General features: G+C 68.2%; 20 protein-coding genes. 5 read left to right on the forward strand and 15 right to left on the reverse strand.

Annotated elements, in window-relative coordinates; all coding sequences use genetic code 11:
- Positions 1-25: 25 nt before the first annotated feature.
- Positions 26-502: a GNAT family N-acetyltransferase gene (locus FHX72_RS16705; RefSeq protein ID WP_068478472.1), complete on the reverse strand. Its 477-nt coding sequence runs from the start codon at positions 500-502 to the stop codon at positions 26-28.
- Positions 503-594: 92 nt separating this feature from the next.
- Here FHX72_RS16705 and FHX72_RS16710 point away from each other — a divergent pair, with 92 nt between their 5' ends.
- Positions 595-1614: an MDR family oxidoreductase gene (locus tag FHX72_RS16710; RefSeq protein ID WP_068493799.1), complete on the forward strand. Its 1020-nt coding sequence runs from the start codon at positions 595-597 to the stop codon at positions 1612-1614.
- 52 nt (positions 1615-1666) lie between these two features.
- Here FHX72_RS16710 and FHX72_RS16715 read toward each other — a convergent pair whose 3' ends face one another.
- On the reverse strand, positions 1667-2017 hold the full coding sequence (locus FHX72_RS16715; RefSeq protein WP_068478476.1) for a winged helix-turn-helix transcriptional regulator: 351 nt from the start codon (positions 2015-2017) through the stop codon (positions 1667-1669).
- A gap of 81 nt (positions 2018-2098) precedes the next feature.
- Here FHX72_RS16715 and FHX72_RS16720 point away from each other — a divergent pair, with 81 nt between their 5' ends.
- Positions 2099-2758, forward strand: a complete 660-nt coding sequence (locus FHX72_RS16720; RefSeq protein ID WP_183626551.1) for an FMN-dependent NADH-azoreductase — start codon at positions 2099-2101, stop codon at positions 2756-2758.
- A gap of 198 nt (positions 2759-2956) precedes the next feature.
- On the opposite strand, the gene FHX72_RS16725 is transcribed toward FHX72_RS16720, so the two are convergent.
- The 12 genes from FHX72_RS16725 to hemE all read right to left on the reverse strand — a co-directional run bounded on the left by FHX72_RS16725 (position 2957) and on the right by hemE (position 13877).
- On the reverse strand, positions 2957-3595 hold the full coding sequence (locus tag FHX72_RS16725; RefSeq protein ID WP_068478480.1) for a DedA family protein: 639 nt from the start codon (positions 3593-3595) through the stop codon (positions 2957-2959).
- A gap of 46 nt (positions 3596-3641) precedes the next feature.
- Positions 3642-4994, reverse strand: coding sequence for a glutamate-1-semialdehyde 2,1-aminomutase (gene hemL, locus FHX72_RS16730; RefSeq protein ID WP_183626553.1), 1353 nt, complete (start codon positions 4992-4994; stop codon positions 3642-3644).
- Positions 4991-6016, reverse strand: coding sequence for a porphobilinogen synthase (gene hemB / locus FHX72_RS16735; RefSeq protein ID WP_068478484.1), 1026 nt, complete (start codon positions 6014-6016; stop codon positions 4991-4993). Before hemB ends, hemL begins: the two co-directional genes overlap by 4 nt.
- A 97-nt stretch (positions 6017-6113) precedes the next feature.
- Positions 6114-7028 carry a uroporphyrinogen-III synthase gene (locus FHX72_RS16740; protein WP_068478486.1) on the reverse strand — a complete coding sequence of 305 codons (915 nt, stop codon included), beginning with the start codon at positions 7026-7028 and terminating at the stop codon, positions 6114-6116.
- Positions 7029-7077: 49 nt separating this feature from the next.
- Entirely contained in the window at positions 7078-8001 is a 924-nt protein-coding gene (gene hemC / locus FHX72_RS16745; RefSeq protein WP_183626555.1) for a hydroxymethylbilane synthase, read from the reverse strand.
- Positions 7998-9191 (reverse strand): ferrochelatase, encoded by a 1194-nt coding sequence (locus tag FHX72_RS16750; RefSeq protein WP_183626597.1) that lies wholly within the window; start codon positions 9189-9191, stop codon positions 7998-8000. Before FHX72_RS16750 ends, hemC begins: the two co-directional genes overlap by 4 nt.
- Positions 9192-9280: 89 nt before the next feature.
- Positions 9281-10039, reverse strand: coding sequence for a hydrogen peroxide-dependent heme synthase (gene hemQ, locus FHX72_RS16755; protein WP_244964321.1), 759 nt, complete (start codon positions 10037-10039; stop codon positions 9281-9283).
- A 60-nt stretch (positions 10040-10099) separates the two neighbouring features.
- Entirely contained in the window at positions 10100-10396 is a 297-nt protein-coding gene (locus tag FHX72_RS16760; protein WP_068478490.1) for a DUF3618 domain-containing protein, read from the reverse strand.
- On the reverse strand, positions 10389-10850 hold the full coding sequence (locus tag FHX72_RS16765; protein WP_082775164.1) for a phage holin family protein: 462 nt from the start codon (positions 10848-10850) through the stop codon (positions 10389-10391). Before FHX72_RS16765 ends, FHX72_RS16760 begins: the two co-directional genes overlap by 8 nt.
- A gap of 30 nt (positions 10851-10880) precedes the next feature.
- On the reverse strand, positions 10881-11204 hold the full coding sequence (locus tag FHX72_RS16770) for a hypothetical protein (protein WP_068478492.1): 324 nt from the start codon (positions 11202-11204) through the stop codon (positions 10881-10883).
- Positions 11205-11301: 97 nt separating this feature from the next.
- Positions 11302-12747 carry a protoporphyrinogen/coproporphyrinogen oxidase gene (locus FHX72_RS16775; protein ID WP_068493790.1) on the reverse strand — a complete coding sequence of 482 codons (1446 nt, stop codon included), beginning with the start codon at positions 12745-12747 and terminating at the stop codon, positions 11302-11304.
- The gene (hemE, locus tag FHX72_RS16780) at positions 12744-13877 is read right to left on the reverse strand and encodes a uroporphyrinogen decarboxylase (protein ID WP_338110161.1); all 1134 of its coding nucleotides are present in this window, start codon (positions 13875-13877) and stop codon (positions 12744-12746) included. The genes FHX72_RS16775 and hemE overlap by 4 nt, the downstream gene beginning before the upstream one ends.
- Positions 13878-14019: 142 nt before the next feature.
- Between hemE and FHX72_RS16785 the strand changes: the two genes are divergently transcribed.
- The 3 genes from FHX72_RS16785 (at position 14020) to FHX72_RS16795 (ending at position 16903) form a co-directional block, all read left to right on the forward strand.
- Positions 14020-15390 (forward strand): glutamyl-tRNA reductase, encoded by a 1371-nt coding sequence (locus FHX72_RS16785; RefSeq protein WP_082775165.1) that lies wholly within the window; start codon positions 14020-14022, stop codon positions 15388-15390.
- Between the two features lie 153 nt (positions 15391-15543).
- Positions 15544-16188 carry a hypothetical protein gene (locus tag FHX72_RS16790; RefSeq protein ID WP_068493787.1) on the forward strand — a complete coding sequence of 215 codons (645 nt, stop codon included), beginning with the start codon at positions 15544-15546 and terminating at the stop codon, positions 16186-16188.
- Between the two features lie 199 nt (positions 16189-16387).
- Entirely contained in the window at positions 16388-16903 is a 516-nt protein-coding gene (locus FHX72_RS16795; RefSeq protein ID WP_156475638.1) for a hypothetical protein, read from the forward strand.
- Between the two features lie 153 nt (positions 16904-17056).
- Here the strand turns inward: FHX72_RS16795 and FHX72_RS16800 are convergent.
- Positions 17057-17847 (reverse strand): M13-type metalloendopeptidase (locus FHX72_RS16800; RefSeq protein ID WP_276510529.1); only part of this gene is annotated, 791 nt, incomplete at its 5' end.

Genomic DNA, 17847 nt, shown 5'->3' on the forward strand with positions numbered 1-17847 from the left:
TTCATGCTTGTTACGAGCGAGTAAATCATGAGTCAGGGCCCGATGTGTACTTCACCATCGGAACGTGGGGAATGTCGTCTTCGATGAAGTTGTCACCGCAGCGCTCGTACCCGAATCTGCCGTACCAGGATTCGAGGTGCGCCTGCCCGTTCAGGGAGGTCGCGACGCCCTCGCTGTCTGCTATCCCGATGAGATGTCGGATGATCTGGGCCGAGTATCCGAACCCCCGCGAGTTCTCGGCAGTGACGACTCTGCCGATGGGGCGCGACACGTCGGTCGGGAGGTGCTCGTCCGGCCAGCCGAGTGGCAGGAGGCGCGCGTAGCTGTGCGGGTAGAGGGGGTCGTCGCCGATGAACGCGTGGATCGTTCCCTCGGCGAAGTCGGCGGTGTCTGGGTCGAGGTAGACGCAGTCCTGCTCGACGACGAAGATGCTCGAGCGCAGGTGCAGAATTCCCCACATCTCCGCCGCGCTGAGTTCTGAGAAGGTGCGAACCGTGATCATGCCAGCCAGTGTCTCAGAGGGGCGCCACTGCATGCCTTTGCCGTCCAGGCGGATGCTGGGGAGCTCAGAGGCTGACCACCTACGATGGCGCCATGGTTCGCGGATACCTGACGACGAAGTCCACTGACGACGCGGGGAAGCCCCGCATCGATGTCGCTTTCGATGAGCTCGGCGATGAGCTCTTCGGCGATGGCCACCTGGGGCGGGGTCAGGTCCTTATCGATGTGGCCTACTCGAGCCTCAACTACAAGGATGCGCTGCTCCTCGCGGGCAAGCCCGGTGTGAGCCGAGCGGATGTGCTTGTGCCAGGCATCGATGTCGTCGGGGTCGTACGCGAGTCGCGTACCCAGAACTTCGTGCCAGGTGATCGCGTCGTACTGAACGGTGCCGGCCTGGGCGAGACCAGGCACGGCGGACTCGCGGAGCTGTGCCTCGTCGACGACGAGTCCCTCATCCACTTGCCAGAGGCGATGTCGCTTGTCGACGGGGCCGCGATCGGCACGGCCGGCTACACGGCGATGCTGTCGGTGCTTGCACTCGAGAAGCAGGTGGAGCCCGGTGACGGGGACGTGCTCGTGACGGGAGCTGCTGGCGGCGTCGGCAGCGTGGCGATCGCTCTGCTGGCCGGACTCGGGTACCGGGTTGTCGCATCCACGGGTCGCGGCGGGCAGGAGGGCGACTACCTGCGGCGTCTGGGCGCCTCGGAGATCATCGACCGGCACGAGCTCTCGGACGCCCCTGGCAAGCCCTTGCAGAGCGAGCGGTGGGCTGGCGCCATCGACGCCGTCGGCTCGACGACCCTGGCGAACGTGCTCGCGCAGACGAGGCGCGAGGGGCTCGTGACCTCCTGCGGGCTGGCGCAGGGAACCGACCTGCCGACGACCGTCATGCCGTTCATCCTGCGCGGCGTCACGCTGCGCGGCATCAACTCGGTGGTGCAGACGGTCGAGGTGCGGGCAGAGGCCTGGAACCGACTGCTGGAGCTCGACAGCGAGCTGCTCGAGTCGATGACGGAGGTCATCGCCCTAGAGGAGGCACTCGAGTACGCGCAGCCGATCCTCAACGGCAAGGTGCGCGGGCGCACGGTCGTCCGCGTTCGAGGCGACGCCTGAGCTGGCCGCGCCTGGCCTGCACGACACCGGATGTCCGCGCCCGGACCGCGCGTTAGCAGGTCTTGGCAGCCTGCTCGAGGTTCTCCGACGCCCAGGTGCCGAGCTGCTTGAGCACCGGGATGAGGCGCTGGCCTGCGGTCGTGAGCTCGTAGCTGACCGAAACGGGCGGCCCGTTGCTCACGGTGCGCGCCACGAGGCCTGCGGCCGCGAGCTCGCTCAGGCGATCGGAGAGGACGGCGTCGCTGATGCCGGTGACCGCGCGCCTGAGTTCGACGAAGGTGAGCGGCTGGGAGCCGAGCACGTCGATGATCATGCCGTTCCAGCGCTTGCCGAGCAGCGTAAACGCCAGCGAGACGGCACCATCGCACTCTGACTTGACGTGCTCCTGCGCTCTCTCTGCCATGCCGCCAGTGTACTCGTGCTAACCTGCGCAGAGTCGCTCTGGTTTTCATAGCGACTCTGTGAACTTGTTAGGAGCCCCCGCATGTCCCTTCTCCGTATCGACGCCAGCCTCCTCCCCGCCACCTCGGCCAGCCGCGCGCTCGGCGACCTCGTCGAGGCCGAGTGGACCGCAGCGCACCCCGACTCCGTCGTCACGCACCGCAACCTCATCGAGTCGCCCATCCCCGCGGACGCCTGGCAGAACGCCGTCTACGCGGGCTTCACGCCGGAGGAGGACCGCACCGAGGAGCAGCGCGCCGCCGTCACCCTCGCCGCGCAGCTGGCCGACGAGCTCATCGAGGCCGACGCCCTGCTCTTCACCGTCCCGCTCTACAACTTCGGTGTCTCCCAGCACTTCAAGCTGTGGTTCGACCTCGCGTACACCGACCCCCGCACCAACAACACGAGCACCACGCTGGCAGGAAAGCCAGCGACCCTCGCGACGGTCCTCGGCGGCAACTACGGCGAGGGCACCCCGAAGGACGGCTGGGACCACTCGACGCCCTATCTCACGCGCCTGCTCCAGGACGTCTGGGGCCTCGACCTCCGCGTCGTGCAGCGTCCCTTCACGCTTGTCGGCGTGAACCCGGCCCTCGACCAGTTCGCCGACCTCGCCGCAGAGCTCAAGGCAGACGCCGAGACGAAGGCGACGGAGTCCGGCCGCGAGCTCGCGGAGCTCCGCGGCAAAGCCAACGCCGCGTAGTCACGCGCCGCATCCGCTCACCCCACAGGTTTCGGGATGGGTTCCGCACCTCGAGATGGGTTGCAACCCATCTGCAGGTGAGGAAGCCATCCCGAGACGTGTATCTGGAGCGCGTGCCGTCGAGTCAACGCCGAAGCAGGCGCGCCACACCGAGCGCGTCAGCCAGGGGCCGAGCGCGTCAGCCAGGGGCCGAGCGCGTCAGCCCGCCGCGTGGTGCGCCTTGCGGCGATCGGCGATCTTCTCGAACCAGCCGTTGACGACCTGCGCGAGAAGGCCGAGCGCGATGGCGGTGGCGACGGCGAGGACCATCATGAGCAACGGGTTGTCGGTGCTGAACGACCCGAAGGCCGCGCCGATGATGACCGCGTAGCCAACCCAGACGGCGCTCGCGAGCACGCAAAGCGGCAGGAACCGTGGCATGGGCATTCGGGCATCGGATGCGGCGAGCACGGTCGCGATCCGGCCCATCGGCAGGAGCCTGACGGTCACCATGACCCACTTCGGCCTCGTCTTCAGCTGGTCGCCGACGCGGGTGCGCACGGCAGTGAGGCGTCGTCCGTTCATCCAGCTCCACTTACCAAAGCCGATTCCGCGCGCGAGCCAGTACGTGCCGATGTCGCCGAGCACCATGCCGACGACGCAGAAGCCGAACAGGCCGAACAGGTTGATGAGGGCAGTCCAGCCCTCATCACCCGCGGTGAGCGCGGCGAGCGCGACAACCAGCGACTGGCTCGGCAGGAAGGTGACGACCCCGCCGATCAAAAGCACCAGCGCGACGACGGCAAAGCTCCAGCCGGAGCCTCGCAGGTCGAGCACCCACTGCGTCAGCTCTTCCACGTGGCGTCTAGGCCTCTCGCTCGAAGTTCAGGGCGTCCACGTGACCTTACTCGGGTGCCGAAGCGCCCGCGGCAGCACGAGCGGCCGCCGGCAACGCCGCGAGGACACGGTCGATGGCGGCGTCATCGTGGGCGGCCGATACGAACCAGGCCTCGAACACGCTCGGCGGAAGGTTGACGCCCGCGTCGAGCATGGCCGCGAAGAACGGCGGGTAGCGCCAGGCCTCCTGGCGCTTGACCTCGTCCTCGTTGCGTGGCCCGCCTCCCGTGCCGGTCCAGCCGAGCGCCGCGCCGTCGCCGAAGGTGAAGCTGAAGAGGTTGCCGACGTTCTGCACCGAGTGGGCGACTCCCGCGGCCGTGAGCGCCTCGGAGGTGGCGGTGCGGATGCGCTCGGCGGCCGCATCGACGCGCGCGTAGACGGCCGCGTCGGCGAGCGAGAGCGTCGCGATGCCAGCGGCGACGGCGACGGGGTTCCCCGAGAGGGTTCCCGCCTGGTAGACCGGCCCCTGAGGAGCCAGGTAGCTCATGATCTCGCGCGAGCCGCCCAGGGCCGCGACGGGCATGCCGCCGCCGATGACCTTGCCGAACGTGTAGAGGTCTGCCTGCCAGCCGGCCGAGGCCTCGATCTTCTGCTCCTCGCCCCACCAGCCTGCGGGGCCGGTGCGGAAGCCCGTGAGCACCTCGTCGCACACGAGCAGCGCGCCCTCGGCCGCGCAGAGCTCGGCGAGCGCGCGGTTGAAGCCGGGCTCGGGCGGCACGACGCCCATGTTGGCGGGCGACGCCTCCGTGATGACGGCGGCGATCTGGCCAGGGTGCTCGGCGAACGCGGCGCGCACGGCCTCGAGGTCGTTGAACGGCACGACGATGGTCTGCGAGGTGATGGCCTCCGGCACGCCGGCGGAGCCAGGCAGCGCAAGCGTGGCGAGGCCGGAGCCTGCCGCCGCGAGGAGGCCGTCGGAGTGGCCGTGGTAGCAGCCGGCGAACTTCACGATGAGGTCGCGGCCCGTGTAGCCGCGGGCGAGGCGAAGCGCCGTCATGGTCGCCTCGGTGCCCGTCGAGACGAGACGCACCTGCTCGATGGGGGCGATGCGCTCCACCACGAGCTCGGCGAGCTGCGTCTCAGCGGGGGTCGGCGCGCCGAACGAGAGGCCGCGTGCGGTCGCGTCCTGCACGGCGGCTACGACGGCAGGATGCGCGTGCCCGAGCAGCATGGGCCCCCATCCGCTGACGAGGTCGACGTACTCGTTGCCGTCGACGTCAGTGAGGTACGGCCCCTTGGCCGAGGCCGCGAAGGGAGGTGTGCCACCAACCGAGCCATAGGCGCGGACCGGCGAGTTCACGCCCCCCGGCGTGACGTCGAGCGAGCGGGCAAAAAGCGATGCTGAGGCTTCGTGGTTCATCGTGCATCCACTCTGCCATGGGCCGCCGACACTGGCGTGCCCGACTGCGTGGCCAGCGTGCGCGCGAGCTCGCTCGCGTAGTAGGTGAGCACGGCGTCCGCGCCGGCCCGGCGGATGGAGGTGATCGACTCCGCGATCGCACGCTCGCGGTCGATCCAGCCGTTGGCCGCGGCGGCCTCGATCATGGCGTACTCGCCGCTGACCTGGTACGCCCACACCGGGACGATCGACTCAGCGGCGACATCGGCGAGGACGTCGAGGTAGGAGCCCGCAGGCTTCACCATGACGACGTCTGCCCCTTCCTCGATGTCGATGAGCGCTTCGCGCATGCCCTCGCGGCGGTTCGCGGGGTCGAGCTGGTAGGTGCGACGATCCCCCTGGAGCTGCGAGTCGACGGCCTCACGGAAGGGGCCGTAGAACGCAGAGGCGTATTTCGCCGAGTATGCGACGATCGCGACGTCAGTGTGTCCGGCGTCGTCCAGGGCGGCGCGCGCGCTGGCGACCTGGCCGTCCATCATCCCCGACATCCCGAGCATCGCAGCGCCGGCCTCAGCCTGGGCGATTGCCATGGCGTCGTACCGTTCGAGGGTCGCGTCGTTGTCGACCCGGCCACCAGCATCCAGTACCCCGCAGTGGCCGTGGTCCGTGAACTCGTCGAGGCAGAGGTCCGTCTGCACGACGATCGCGTCGCCGAACTCGTCCGCGAGCACTCGTGCGGCGACGTTGAGGATGCCGTTCGGTTCCGTTGCTCCTGAGCCGATCGCATCGCGCGTCTCTGGGACACCGAAGAGCATGACCCCGCCGACGCCGAGCGTTGCCGCCTCGTCGACGGCGCGGCGCAGCGAGTCGAGGGAGTGCTGCTGCACTCCCGGCATCGACGTGATCGCGATGGGCTCCGTAGCTCCCTCACGAACGAAGAGGGGCAGGATGAGGTCGTTCGGATGGATGCGCACTTCGCGCACCTGGCGGCGCACGGCGTCGCTCTGGCGTAGGCGGCGGGGCCTGCGGCTCGGGGAGATCATGCGATCGTGTCCTTCCTCAAAAGTTCAGCGCCGGTTGTCGTGTCAGCGACCGACCCGCGCTCATTCCGGTGCCCGGGCGCCGCGGCGAGCGCGCAGCTCAGCGATCGCCCGGCGTTTGACCGCGGCCCTCATCAAGTGCGGGGATGTCTTCCTTCGGCACGGGCAGGTTCTCCTGCTCTGCCTGCAGCACGAGCGCCTCGAACGCGCGGAGCGCCTTGAGGTCGATCGCCTCGGTGACGGGCATGTCGCTGCCGCTCGCCAGCCACTCGAGGCCGTCGAGCAGCGAGGCCACTGAACGCTGCTTCGCCACCGCGTCAACACGAAGGCCCAGCTGCCTGGCGTCTTTCGCAGTGCGTGGGCCGATCGCCGCGATGTAGATCTCGTCGGGGATCGGAGAGAATTGCTTATGGACCTGCTCGGCCACCGAGCCGCTCGTCACGAGGATGGCGCGGATCCGGCTGTTGCGGATGTCGTACTGGATGCTCTCCGCGGCGGGCACTCCGACGGTTCGGTAAGCGACAACGGAGTCGACGAGGTGCCCGCGACGTGCGAGGCCTTCCGCCAGGGTCGGGCGCGCGACCTCCGAGCGGAGCCACAGCACGGAGATCGGTGGCTGGTGGCGAGCGGCTTCGGCCCACTCGAGGAGGAGCCCCTTGGCCGAGTTGTCGTGTGTCGGCACGAAATCGACACGGTAGCCAGCTGTCGTGAGCGACGCGGCCGTGGTCTCGCCGACCGCCGCGATGAGCGTGTGGTCTGGCACTTTCACGCCGAGCGAGTGCATGACGTCGGCCGCGGTGGCGCTTGTGACCGCGATCCAGTTGTAGTGCCCGCTCTCGAGGAGGCGGATCTTCTCCGAGAGCAGTCGCGAATCGTCCTCGTTGGGGCTCGCGAAATTGATGAGGGGAGCCGTGATCGGGAAGGCGGACCGCGCGCGAACGGCCTCAGCGACGTCGCCGCCCCACACGCCGCCACGAGGTACGAGGATCTTCCAGCCCTTCAGCGGTGCATCCATCGCGGCTCCTCCGTTCACGTCAGGACCCTCCGTTCAGGCCATCAGGCCATCAGGCCATCAGCGCAACAGCACCCTGATCGAAGAGGTCCGTCGAGATGAGCGTGACCAGTTCAGCCTGGGCGGCGTCGAGTGCGCGGGGGTCGGAGACCTCCACGGCACGCCTGCTGGAGACCCGCGAAGATCCGTCTACTGCATACACGGTAGCCCACGCCTCGAGCTTTCCGTCGGCGTATCGCGCGGATGCGCCGACCGGTGCCGCGCATCCGGCCTCGAGAGTCGCGAGAATGCCGCGTTCCACGAGCACGGCGGCACGTGCCGCTGGGTCGTCGAGCTGGGCGACGCCTGCTGGGGCGTCGTCGTCGCGCACCTCGATCGCAAGGCAGCCCTGCCCCGGCGCATTCGGGAAGTCGTTCAGGTCGAAGCGCTCGGTGATGGCGTCGGAGAATCCGAGCCGCTCGAGCCCAGCCGCGGCCAGCACGACGGCGTCGAGCTCGCCATCGGTGACGAAGCGGAGACGGCGCTCGACGTTGCCTCGGATGTCACGGATCTCGAGGTCCGGCCGCAGCGTGAGCAGCTGGGCGACTCGGCGCGGCGAGCCGGTGCCGACTTTCGCGCCGTGCGGAAGCTGCTCGAGCGTGAGTCCGGACGCGCCGCCCAACGAGCAGAGCGCGTCACGCGGGTCTTCCCGGACCGGGTACGCGGCGACGGTGAGGCCGGGCGCTTTTGCTGTCGGCAGGTCCTTGAGCGAGTGGACAACAAGGTCGCACTCCCCCGCAAGAAGCGCGTCTCGCAGTTCACTCGCGAACACTCCCGTGCCACCGAGCGAGGAGAGCGCGGCGCGTGTCACATCGCCGTGCGTCGTGACCCGGACGAGCTCGGTCGCGTCTCCCGTGATGCGCTCGAGTTCGCGCGCCATGGTCGAGGTCTGCGCGACCGCGAGCGCACTGCCCCGCGTGCCGATCCGCAGCGTCACGGCAGGAGTCCGGAGACCGCCGGCTTGAAACCGAGGCGCTTGTTGGCGCAGCAGCCGGGTCGGCACACGTCGAACCAGGGCCCGATCGAGGTCATCGCGGGGCGCTCGCCGACCGGGGTCGCGTCGCGGCGCTCGAGGACCAGGTCAACAAGACCCTCCACGTACTTCGCGTGGATGCCCGGCGTCGGGGTCCTGCGGAAGGCCAGGCCCGCGTCAGCGGCGGAGTCCTTGGCCTCGTTGTCGAGGTCCCAGAGCACCTCCATGTGGTCGGAGACGAAGCCGATCGGCACGACAACGACCGCTTTGGCACCCTTGGAGGGGAGCTCCTCGATGACGTCGTTGATGTCGGGCTCGAGCCACGGCTGCGAAGGCGGGCCGGAGCGCGACTGGTAGACGAGCTGCCAGGAGAGCTGCTCCGGCACGCGGCCCTCGATCGTGGTGTCTTCGCTGAGCTCCTGCAGAGCGGCGAGGGCGACGACCTCGGCAACCGCGAGATGCTGGGCGGCGTACGCACCGCTCTCGCCGAACCCGGCCCCGGGAGGGCCCGAGTTGGCGGCGTCGGCCATCGGCACCGAGTGCGTCGTGAAGAGGACCTCGATCTCGGTGGCCAGGTCGAGCTCGGCGTCGTCGTGGGCAAGGCTGAGCACGGCATCGCGGACACCCTCGATGAACGGAGCGACGAAGCCTGGGTGGTCGAAGAACGCACGCACCTTGTCGATCGTCATGTGGCCGCTCAGGCCTGTGTCTTCGAGCGCGTCGGCGAAGTCCTCGCGGTACTGGCGGCAGCTCGAGAACGACGAGTAGGCGCTTGTTGCGATGGCGATGAGCGTTGAGCAGCCCGCAGCGCGAGCACCGAGCAGCACGTCGTTGAAGTACGGCTCCGAGTTGCGGTTGCCCCAGAAGACGGGCAGGTCGATGCCGCGGCGCTCCAGCTCCCGCTCGAGCGACGCCTTCAGCTGACGGTTCTGCTCGTTGATGGGGCTCACACCGCCGTAGTGGCGGTAGTGGTGCGCCACTTCCTCGAGGCGCTCGTCGGGGATACCGCGGCCGGCCGTGACGTTGCGCAGGAACGGTATGACCTCGTCCTGCCCTTCCGGTCCGCCGAACGAGGCGAGCAGGATGCCGTCGTACGCGACGGGATCGGACGTGTGCTCGGGGCCGAACTTGGCTGCGTCGGATGCTGCGCTCACGGCCGCGTTGACTTCGACCCGCGTGAACGTGGCCGGGTTTGGCTTGCGCGCGGCGGGCCGCTGGCCGGTCTGCTGTGCGGCGACGTCGGTCACTGCAGGACCTCGACGATCTCGGAGGTCTGCACGAATCGACCCGTGTAGAACGGCACCTCCTCGCGCACGTGGCGGCGAGCATCCGTCTGGCGCAGGTCGCGCATCATGTCGACGAGGTTGAGGAGGTTGTCGTCTTCGAGGGCGAGCAGCCACTCGTAGTCGCTGATGCCGAATGCTGCGACCGTGTTGGTGAGCGTCGAGGTGTAGGAGGAGCCTGCCTTGCCGTGCTCGGCGAGCATCTGGCGACGCTCGTCCTCCGGCAGCAGGTACCACTCGTAGGAGCGCACGAACGGGTACACGGTGACCCACTGGCGCGGCTCCTTGCCAAGCATGTAGGCGGGCATGTGCCGCGCGCTGAACTCGGCTGCGCGGTGCACGCCGACGATCTGCCAGGACGGCGTGAGCGGCGCGATGAGCTCGCTGCGTCGGATCTGACGAAGCCCCCACTGCAGACTCTCTGGCACTTCGCCGTGCAGCCACACCATGAGTTCCCCGTCGTGGCGGAACCCGGAGACGTCGTAGAAGCCGCGGACCTTGACACCGTTCTCGGCCAGCTCTGCGACGATGCCGTCGAGCTCGTCGACGGCCTTGATGGCGTCGCGGCCGGAGAGCACCAGCTCGTTGAGCGTCTCGCGACGGAACACCGAGATCATCGTGTACTCGGTGAGGGATGCACCTCCATCCTGCTCGGCGGGGGCAGCGGACGTTGCATTGGGCTCGGCGGCGTATGCCGGGACCTCGTTCGAGTGGGTCATGGTCCTATTCTACGAAATGTCGAGGAACGATTGGGGTACGGCAGCTGGCCGCCCGCGAACTCAGCGCGAGCGTCGGTACAGTGCGACGGCGGCCGTGATGCCACCTGCTACGACGACTGCGGCACCCGTCGCGAGGCCCGCGAGGAGCAGTGGGTTGTCTTCCTTCAGGCGCTGGATGCTGTGGCGCGTGGAGTCGAGAAGCTCGCGTCCGCGGATGCGCGGGTCGACCTTCACCTCGATCGCGTCGAGCGTCGCGGCAAGCTCGCGGCGCGTGCGCTCGATGTCGGCCTTCAGCTGGCCGTCATTGCGCTTGTCTTCTTTCTTCGCGAGGGTCGCCTCGCCGTTCTGCTCACTCATACTGTCCGAGCCCCTTCACTGCATTGACATCCTGCTTGACGCTGGCGATCGTGCGCTCCGGCGCGAGCGATCCCGCGCGCTTCAGAGCGACGTAGCCGGCGAGGCCGAGCACGATCACGAGCAGCAGGAACGCGCCTGCCACGATGAGCGCGGAGAGCCACGGCGCGAAGACTGTGTTCAGACCGAGGACGGCAGCGGTCACGAGCACGGCCCACAGGGTGAGCGCGAAGAACGCTGCGGCGGCGAACAGGCCAACCGCGATGCCGTACTTCGTGCCCGTCGAGATGAGCTCGCGCTTGCCCTGCTCGACTTCGTCGCGCACGAGCTTCGTGAGGAGCTTGGGGATGTCGGTCACGAGCGTGCCGAGGCTCGCCCTCGACTTCGGGTTCGCCCTGGTGCGGCCGATGCCGGGGAACGGCCCGCGGATCGGCGTCTTTTCTGACGACTCAGACATGGGTGTGTCGCTCTCTGCTGGGAGTGCTGGTTAGGACGCGTCGCTGCTCGGGTTGCCGACGGTGCCGGTGGGGGCCGGCGGCGTCGACTTCGAGGAGGAGTTCTTCTTGCCGTTGTCCTTGACTGCCTTGGTGACCTGTGCGGTCACGAGCTTTGCGCCGCTGACAGCAGCATCCGCAACCTTGGGAGCGAGCTTGCGGGAAAACTCGTCGACATCGGCACGCCTCGCGCGGACGAGCTTGGTGTCCCACACCGTCTTCGCGACGGAGGAGATCTGGTCGTAGCGCTTGCGCCCTGCGCGAGCGCCAAGGACGTACCCGGCACCGAGGCCAAGTACAAACACGAACTTCTTCATGAAAACTCCTATCGTTCGCCGGTACGCCATCGATCGGTCAATCGGGCGCCGTCAAGCCACGCAGCAAGCCTAGTCCCGCTAGGCATCTCAACTCGCGCTAAGCCTGTGCGTCATCGGGGAACAGCCCGTCGACTGCGCGGAACACTCCGGGTACAACACTAGCGAGCCCCGTCCCGTCGATCCAGGTCCCCGCGAGCGCGAGACCCGACGTGGCTCGAGCCTGGACGCGGGCCTCCTTGAGCGCTTCTGCACGGCCGAGTCGAGCTGCCGGTGCCGGGATCTGCCAGACGTGCCTCGCCATGGCGACGACGTTGTCGACGGAGATCGAGGTTCCGAGCAGGCGGCCCGCGTCCAAGCAGGCGAGCTCGCGCACCTTTCCATCGTCCAGGCCTTGCGTGAGCGGCTCGGCTCCTCCACGCACCTCCGGGCCGTAGGACAGCCGGAGCACGTGCATCCCCTCGCCCGCGGCCTCCTGCTGCCATGCCCATTTCGCGGTGACGTGGGTGAGGGCCTTGGCGCGGATGCTCGCGCTCGGCTCCCCGACGAGCACGCCGGTGCCCCGCGGGAATCCGTCGAGCTGGGGGGCACGTACGAGGAGCGCGACGACCTCTGCCGGCACGGGGTCCGCGCACACCGGTTCTGCCCCGGCGGCCACTGTTCCTGTCGGAAGGGCGACTGTCGACAGGATGCGCGGCACAGCCAGCGTCTCGCCGCTCTCGAACTCCACACGCCAGGACCCGTGATCCGCTGATGTCTCCTGGCCCACGGGCGCGACGGACACGACGCGTGTGCCGAAGCGAACCTCCACGCCGAGCTCCTCGAGGTCGCGCTCCAGCCGGGCCACGACCAGGTGCATCCCGCCATCGACCGTGCGAACGGCTGCGCCAGGGGGCGCATTCCTGCGAAGCGCCGCAACGGCGCCGGCCAGCGAGCCGTGCTCGCGGATGCGCTCGGCGAGACCCGGAATGAGGACCCGGTGGTCGAGCTCCGCCGGGTCGAGAGAGTAGACGCCCCTAGTCACGGGCGAGACGAGGCGGCCGAGCACTGCCGGCCCCATGCGAGCGAGGACAAGCGCTTCGAGGTTGCTCGCGTCTGCGCCGACCTCAGGAGAGAGGTACTGGTCGCGCTCAAGTTCCGCGATGCCCTCGTCGCCGATGGCCGCGTGCACGGCGGCTCGAGTCTCCGAGTCGAGCAGTGCCGACTCCCCCGGTATCCCGAGCATTCCGCCAGCGGGCATGGGAGCTGCCGCCCCATCGGTCACGACCCAGGAGCCGAGAGCGCGCGGCTCGACGACGTCGCCGAGCATCCCGAGCTCTTGCAGCAGCGCGGCGAAGGCTCCTCCCCTCGTCGCGAACGCCTCGGCGCCGATATCAACAGTCAGGTGGCCGAGCTGGGCCCGGCGAATCATGCCTCCGAGCTGGTCTCCGGCCTCCACAAGTAGCACCCGGGCACCGCGACCCGCGGCACGGCGAGCAGCGAGCATCCCGGCGATGCCGCCGCCTAGGACGAGGAACTCAGGCTGCCCCGAGGGCCGCTGGGTCACTCGACTCGACCACCGTCTGGCAGCGCGTGCGCGAACTCCACGAGGCCGGTCAGCACGGCCGGGTCGGCGGACGGGGGCACGCCGTGGCCGAGGTTGAGGATGTGCGCGGGCGCTGAGTTACCCCGGCGCACGACGTCGCGCACGTGCGCCTGCAGCACGGCGTCCCCGGCACCAAGCACCGCCGGGTCGACGTTGCCCTGCAGCGGCACGTTGCCACCGAGGCGACGAGATGCCTCGTCGAGCGCGATCCGGTCGTCGACGCCCATGACGTCCGCACCGATGGCGTGCATGTCTGGCAGGAGTTCCGCCGTCCCGACGCCGAAGTGGATGGTGCGCACGCGCTCACCGCCTGGCGTGCGCAAGGCACGCACCCGCTCGAGGGCCAGGCCGCTCGAGGCGGCGATCGACTGCTGGTAGCGGTCGCGGCTCAGCGAGCCAGCCCACGAATCGAACAGTTGCACAATGCTCGCACCGGCACGCACCTGTGCCTCGAGGAACGCAGCGGAGAGCTCCGCGATGGCTCCAGAGAGGTCGCCCCAAGCCTCGGGGTCCGCCTGCATGAGCGTGCGCGTACGGAGGTGATCCTTGGAGGGGCCACCCTCGACGACGTACGCGGCGACCGTGAATGGCGCACCCGCGAAGCCGATGAGCGGCGTCGAGCCGAGCTCTGCGACCGTGAGTGCGACGGCCTCCGTGATGGGGGCGAACAGCTCTGGGCTGATGCGCTCCCGGATACGGGCCGCGAACTCGTGAGCCTCGCGTGACGTGCGCACCGGGTTCTCGAAGACGGGGCCAGTGCCAGGAACGATGTCGACGGCCTCGCCGATGAGCTTCAGGGGCACGACGATGTCGCTGAAGAACACGGCGGCGTCGACACCGTGGCGGCGAACCGGCTGAAGTGTGATCTCGGCAGCCAGCTCAGGGCGCAGGCAGGAGTCGAGCATCTCGATGCCCTTGCGCAACTCTCGGTACTCCGGCAGCGAACGGCCCGCCTGCCGCATGAACCACACTGGCAGCGTCTCGGGCCGCTCACCGCGGGCCGCTCGAATGAGCGGAGCGTCAGCTGTGAGGCCTGAAGAAAGTGGGTGCGAGTCGCTGAGCGGCAGGGGTGCGGGAGCAGTTTCGGTCACCGGACCATTCTCCCACCAGGCGCGTGCGAGGCCGCCCGTGCAAACATCCGGAGACGATCCCACGCCGCGGCGGGATGCAACAGCTTTAAGGGAAGGTGTGGCTCTTAAGCGGATGCCCGGAGAACTTCTACAATAAGTAATCGTGTTGCTGTGTCTGAGTGCCAATCACCGCACCGCGAGCTTCCCAGTACTTGAAAAGCTCGCGGCTCGCGAGGACGGCGAACTAGAGTCTGCGCTCCGCGACGCCCCCGGCGTCGACGGAGCTATTGTGCTGGCCACATGCAACCGTTTCGAGATCTACCTCGACATCGACACGGCCCAGCCGGTCACTCCTGAACTCATGCCGACCATCGCCTCGGCGCTCGACGTCTCTGTCGAGACCCTGCGCGCGAACATGTCCGTCATCCACGACACGCAGGTGCCCGAGTACCTCTTCGCAGTCTCCAGCGGCCTCGAATCGGTGGTCGTCGGCGAGGGCGAGATCTCGGGCCAGGTCCGCCGAGCGCTCGAGGAGTCGCGCGCCGCCGGAATGTCGACGTCGCAGCTCGAGCGCCTCTTCCAGTCGGCCTCCACCACTTCGCGCGGCATCAAGTCGGGCACGAAGCTGCAGAGCGCTGGCCGGTCGCTTGTGCGCCTCTCGCTCGAGCTCGCCGCCTCGCAGATCGCGGACTGGAGCACCGCTCAGGTTGTGCTCGTCGGCACCGGCTCGTACGCGGCCGCTTCACTCAAGGCGCTCCAGGACCGCGGCGTCACCCGCGTCGGCGTCTACTCTCCATCGGGGCGCGCACACAAGTTCGCGGAGCGTGACGGCGTCTTCGTCATCGAGCGCGAGAACCTGCCAGAGCACCTCTCCAACGCCGACCTCGTCGTCACCTGCTCGACGGCTGACACGGTTGTCATCGACTACGACCTCGTGCTCGGGGCTCGTCTCGCTCCGGGCTGCGCCGAGTCCACGCTGTTCATCGACCTCGGCATGCCGCGCAACGTCGACCCCGCCGTCGGCCGTCTGAACGGTGTCTCGGTGCTCGATCTCGAGACCATCCGCATCCACGCACCCCTCGAGGAACTCGGCGCCGCGGACGAGGCCCGCTGCATCGTGTCGCGCGCGGCCAGCGAGTTCGTGGAGCAACAGGCCGAAACGAGCGTCGCCGAGGGTATCGCCGCGCTCCGCTCGCACATCACCGACATCGCACGTGCTGAAACCGAGCGCGTCGCGAACAAGGATGACGCAGGCGTAGCTGAGGCAGCGCTGCGTCGCCTGGCGAACACGCTCCTGCACAGCCCCTCGGTGCGCGCGAAGGAACTCGCCCGCGCTGGACGCGGCGACGAGTACCTCGACGCCATCGAGTTGCTTTTCGGCATCACCGTCGAGCGCTCGGCACGTGAAAACGAGGCGGAACCTCGCGTCGACTCGCTCCCGGCTCTGCCAGGCGAGCACGACCACGCGAGCACGCGCCCCTCGGACGCCTCAGCGGAGGACAATGTCCCCGGCTGCCCCGCACACACTCCGTAACTCGCGTACACCCTCTGACAAGGCGTGAGAATGACGTCTTTGCGCGTCAATGACGCTTCCTTGCCGGGCACTTCTCCCCCACCCCTCCCTGCTGCCCCCGCATCTGTGATCCTGAAAGATCGCAGATCTAGCTGCGTCTTCATGAGGGGGATCATGATCAAGAACACCAAAGGACGCTCCGCACTCGGAGTATTGACGGCAGTCGCTGGCTTGTCTCTGCTTGCCGGTTGCAGCGCAACGCCGCTCGACGGACCGGAACCGGACGCCACCGCTTCGCAGACCACAACTGCCACGGCAGCCACCGGAACTCCGTCGGCAGAGACCGTTGTTGAGACCTCGTCGGCAACAGCGTCGCCAACCGCAACGGAAACAGCGCTGGCAATCGCCCCGGACATGGTTCCACCGGAGACGACCGTGGAGTCGGCGATCGAGGCGAACGGCGAGAAGGGCTCGCTGCGCCTTGACGGCTTCATGCCGAGGGGCTCCGATGAGCTGGTCCTCATCTGCCCCGGCGAAACCCGTCAGACCGTGCCGAACAAAGCGGGTATCGCTGACGAGGCGTTTGCGGAACTTTCGGAAGAAGCGTTCCTACCCACGGGCTCAACGATGTTCACGTTCGCCTACCTCGACGCTGTTAGCCAAGCCGTGAGCTTCTCGTCGTTCCTGAACGCGCCCGTCGATCTTTGTGGCACGGCCACGAACTTCGGTGAGTCGTTCAGCGGCACCGTATTCAAGATGAGGACCGAAATCGAGTTGGAGAAGTCCGGTACCGGATGGGTTGCGACGGGCCTCGTCTAGCCCACTCGCGACTGACAACTCGGCGTTGTCCGCTGCTGCTGGCTTCTCGCCGCAGCTGCGAGCAACGCCGACGCGGTTAACGTGCATTGGGCCCAGCAAGGGGCAGACTTCTTGGGCCCGGCCACTCGGCGAGTGTTCACCGTTCGCTTGCTGTGCCTGCGCGAAACCCGAGCTATCCGTCCGGGTACAAGTTCTGCTGATGGGAACCCTGCGAATGCTTCGCGAACACCGCTCGAAACTGCTCACCGGCGCCGCCGCTCTGGCGGCGCTCCTCGTGCTCAGCGGATGCGCGGGCGACGGTCAGACCGACGACACCATCCCCGATGAGGGCATGCAAGCACCCGGCACGTCGATCGCGGATGCGCTGAGCGAGAGCGAGATGGGCGGCACGCTCGACTTCGGTGCCCTCCTTCCGAGCGGCGCGACCGGCGCCGTCATCGCCTGCCCTGGCGATACTGTCGAGTCGCTCGCCGAGAGCACGGGCATCGACGCAGGCAACTTCGACGTCGCGGAGGGCACGTTGCCCGTCGCCGACGGCTCGTTTGCGCTGCTCTTCGGCGATGCCGAGGACAAGATCACGACGTCAGCCAGCTACACGCCCGAGTCCGTGAACCTGTGCGCGGGTGGTGCCGTGGCATCTACGTACCTGGGCGCAGGTGCCTTCGTCATGCTCTCGAAAGACGGCACGGTCTGGACGCCGACGGGCGTCGAGTAGCCGCACGGCAGCCCAGCACCACCCCACGGCCCCGCGCTCCCGTCTCGAGATGGCTTGCACGCTTCGGGATGGGTTGCAACCCATCCACGTGCGCCTAACCCATCTCGAGTCGGAAGAGCGAGGGGCGTCCGTGTTCGTGCGGGTCCTTGGTGGCTACCAGATGGTGACGCGAGCCTCTGGCGCCAGCCAGAGGGCGTCGTTCTCGGTGACATCGAACGCGTCGTAGAAGGCGTCGACGTTGCGGACGATCTGGTTGCAACGGAACTCGGCGGGCGAGTGCGGGTCGACCGCGAGGAGCAGCTTGGCGTACTCGGGGCGTGCCTTCTGCTGCCACGCCTGCGCCCAGCTGAGGAAGAAGCGCTGCGCGGCGGTGAGACCGTCGATGACGTTCTTGTCGTCGGGGCTGAAGCCGGCGTCTGCGCTGTAGGCGCGGTACGCCTTCCACGCGATGCCGAGGCCACCGAGGTCGCCGATGTTCTCGCCGATCGTGAGCTCACCGTTGACCTTCCGGCCCTCGGTGCCCTCTGGTGAGAGCTCGTTGTACTGGTCGATGAGAGCTCGCGTGCGCTGCTCGAAGGCGGTGCGGTCGTCGGAGGTCCACCAGTCTTCCAGGCGTCCGTCTCCGTCGTACTTCGAGCCCTGGTCGTCGAAGCCGTGCCCGATCTCGTGGCCGATGACGGCGCCGATCGCGCCGAAGTTCGCGGCGGGGTCTCGGTGCTCGTCGAAGAAGGGCAGCTGGAGGATCGCGGCGGGGAAGACGATCTCGTTCTCACCCGGCGAGTAGTAGGCGTTGACGGTCTGCGGCGGCATCATCCACTCGTCGCGGCGCACGGGCGTGCCGAGCTTCGCGAACTCGTAGGCAGCCTCGTAGACGGATGCGCGGCGCGAGTTGCCGACCACGTCGTCGTCCTTGATCTCGAGGTCGGAGTAGTCGCGCCAGCGGT

Source organism: Pseudoclavibacter helvolus (assembly GCF_014191305.1).
Classification (GTDB): Bacteria; Actinomycetota; Actinomycetes; order Actinomycetales; family Microbacteriaceae; genus Pseudoclavibacter; species Pseudoclavibacter helvolus.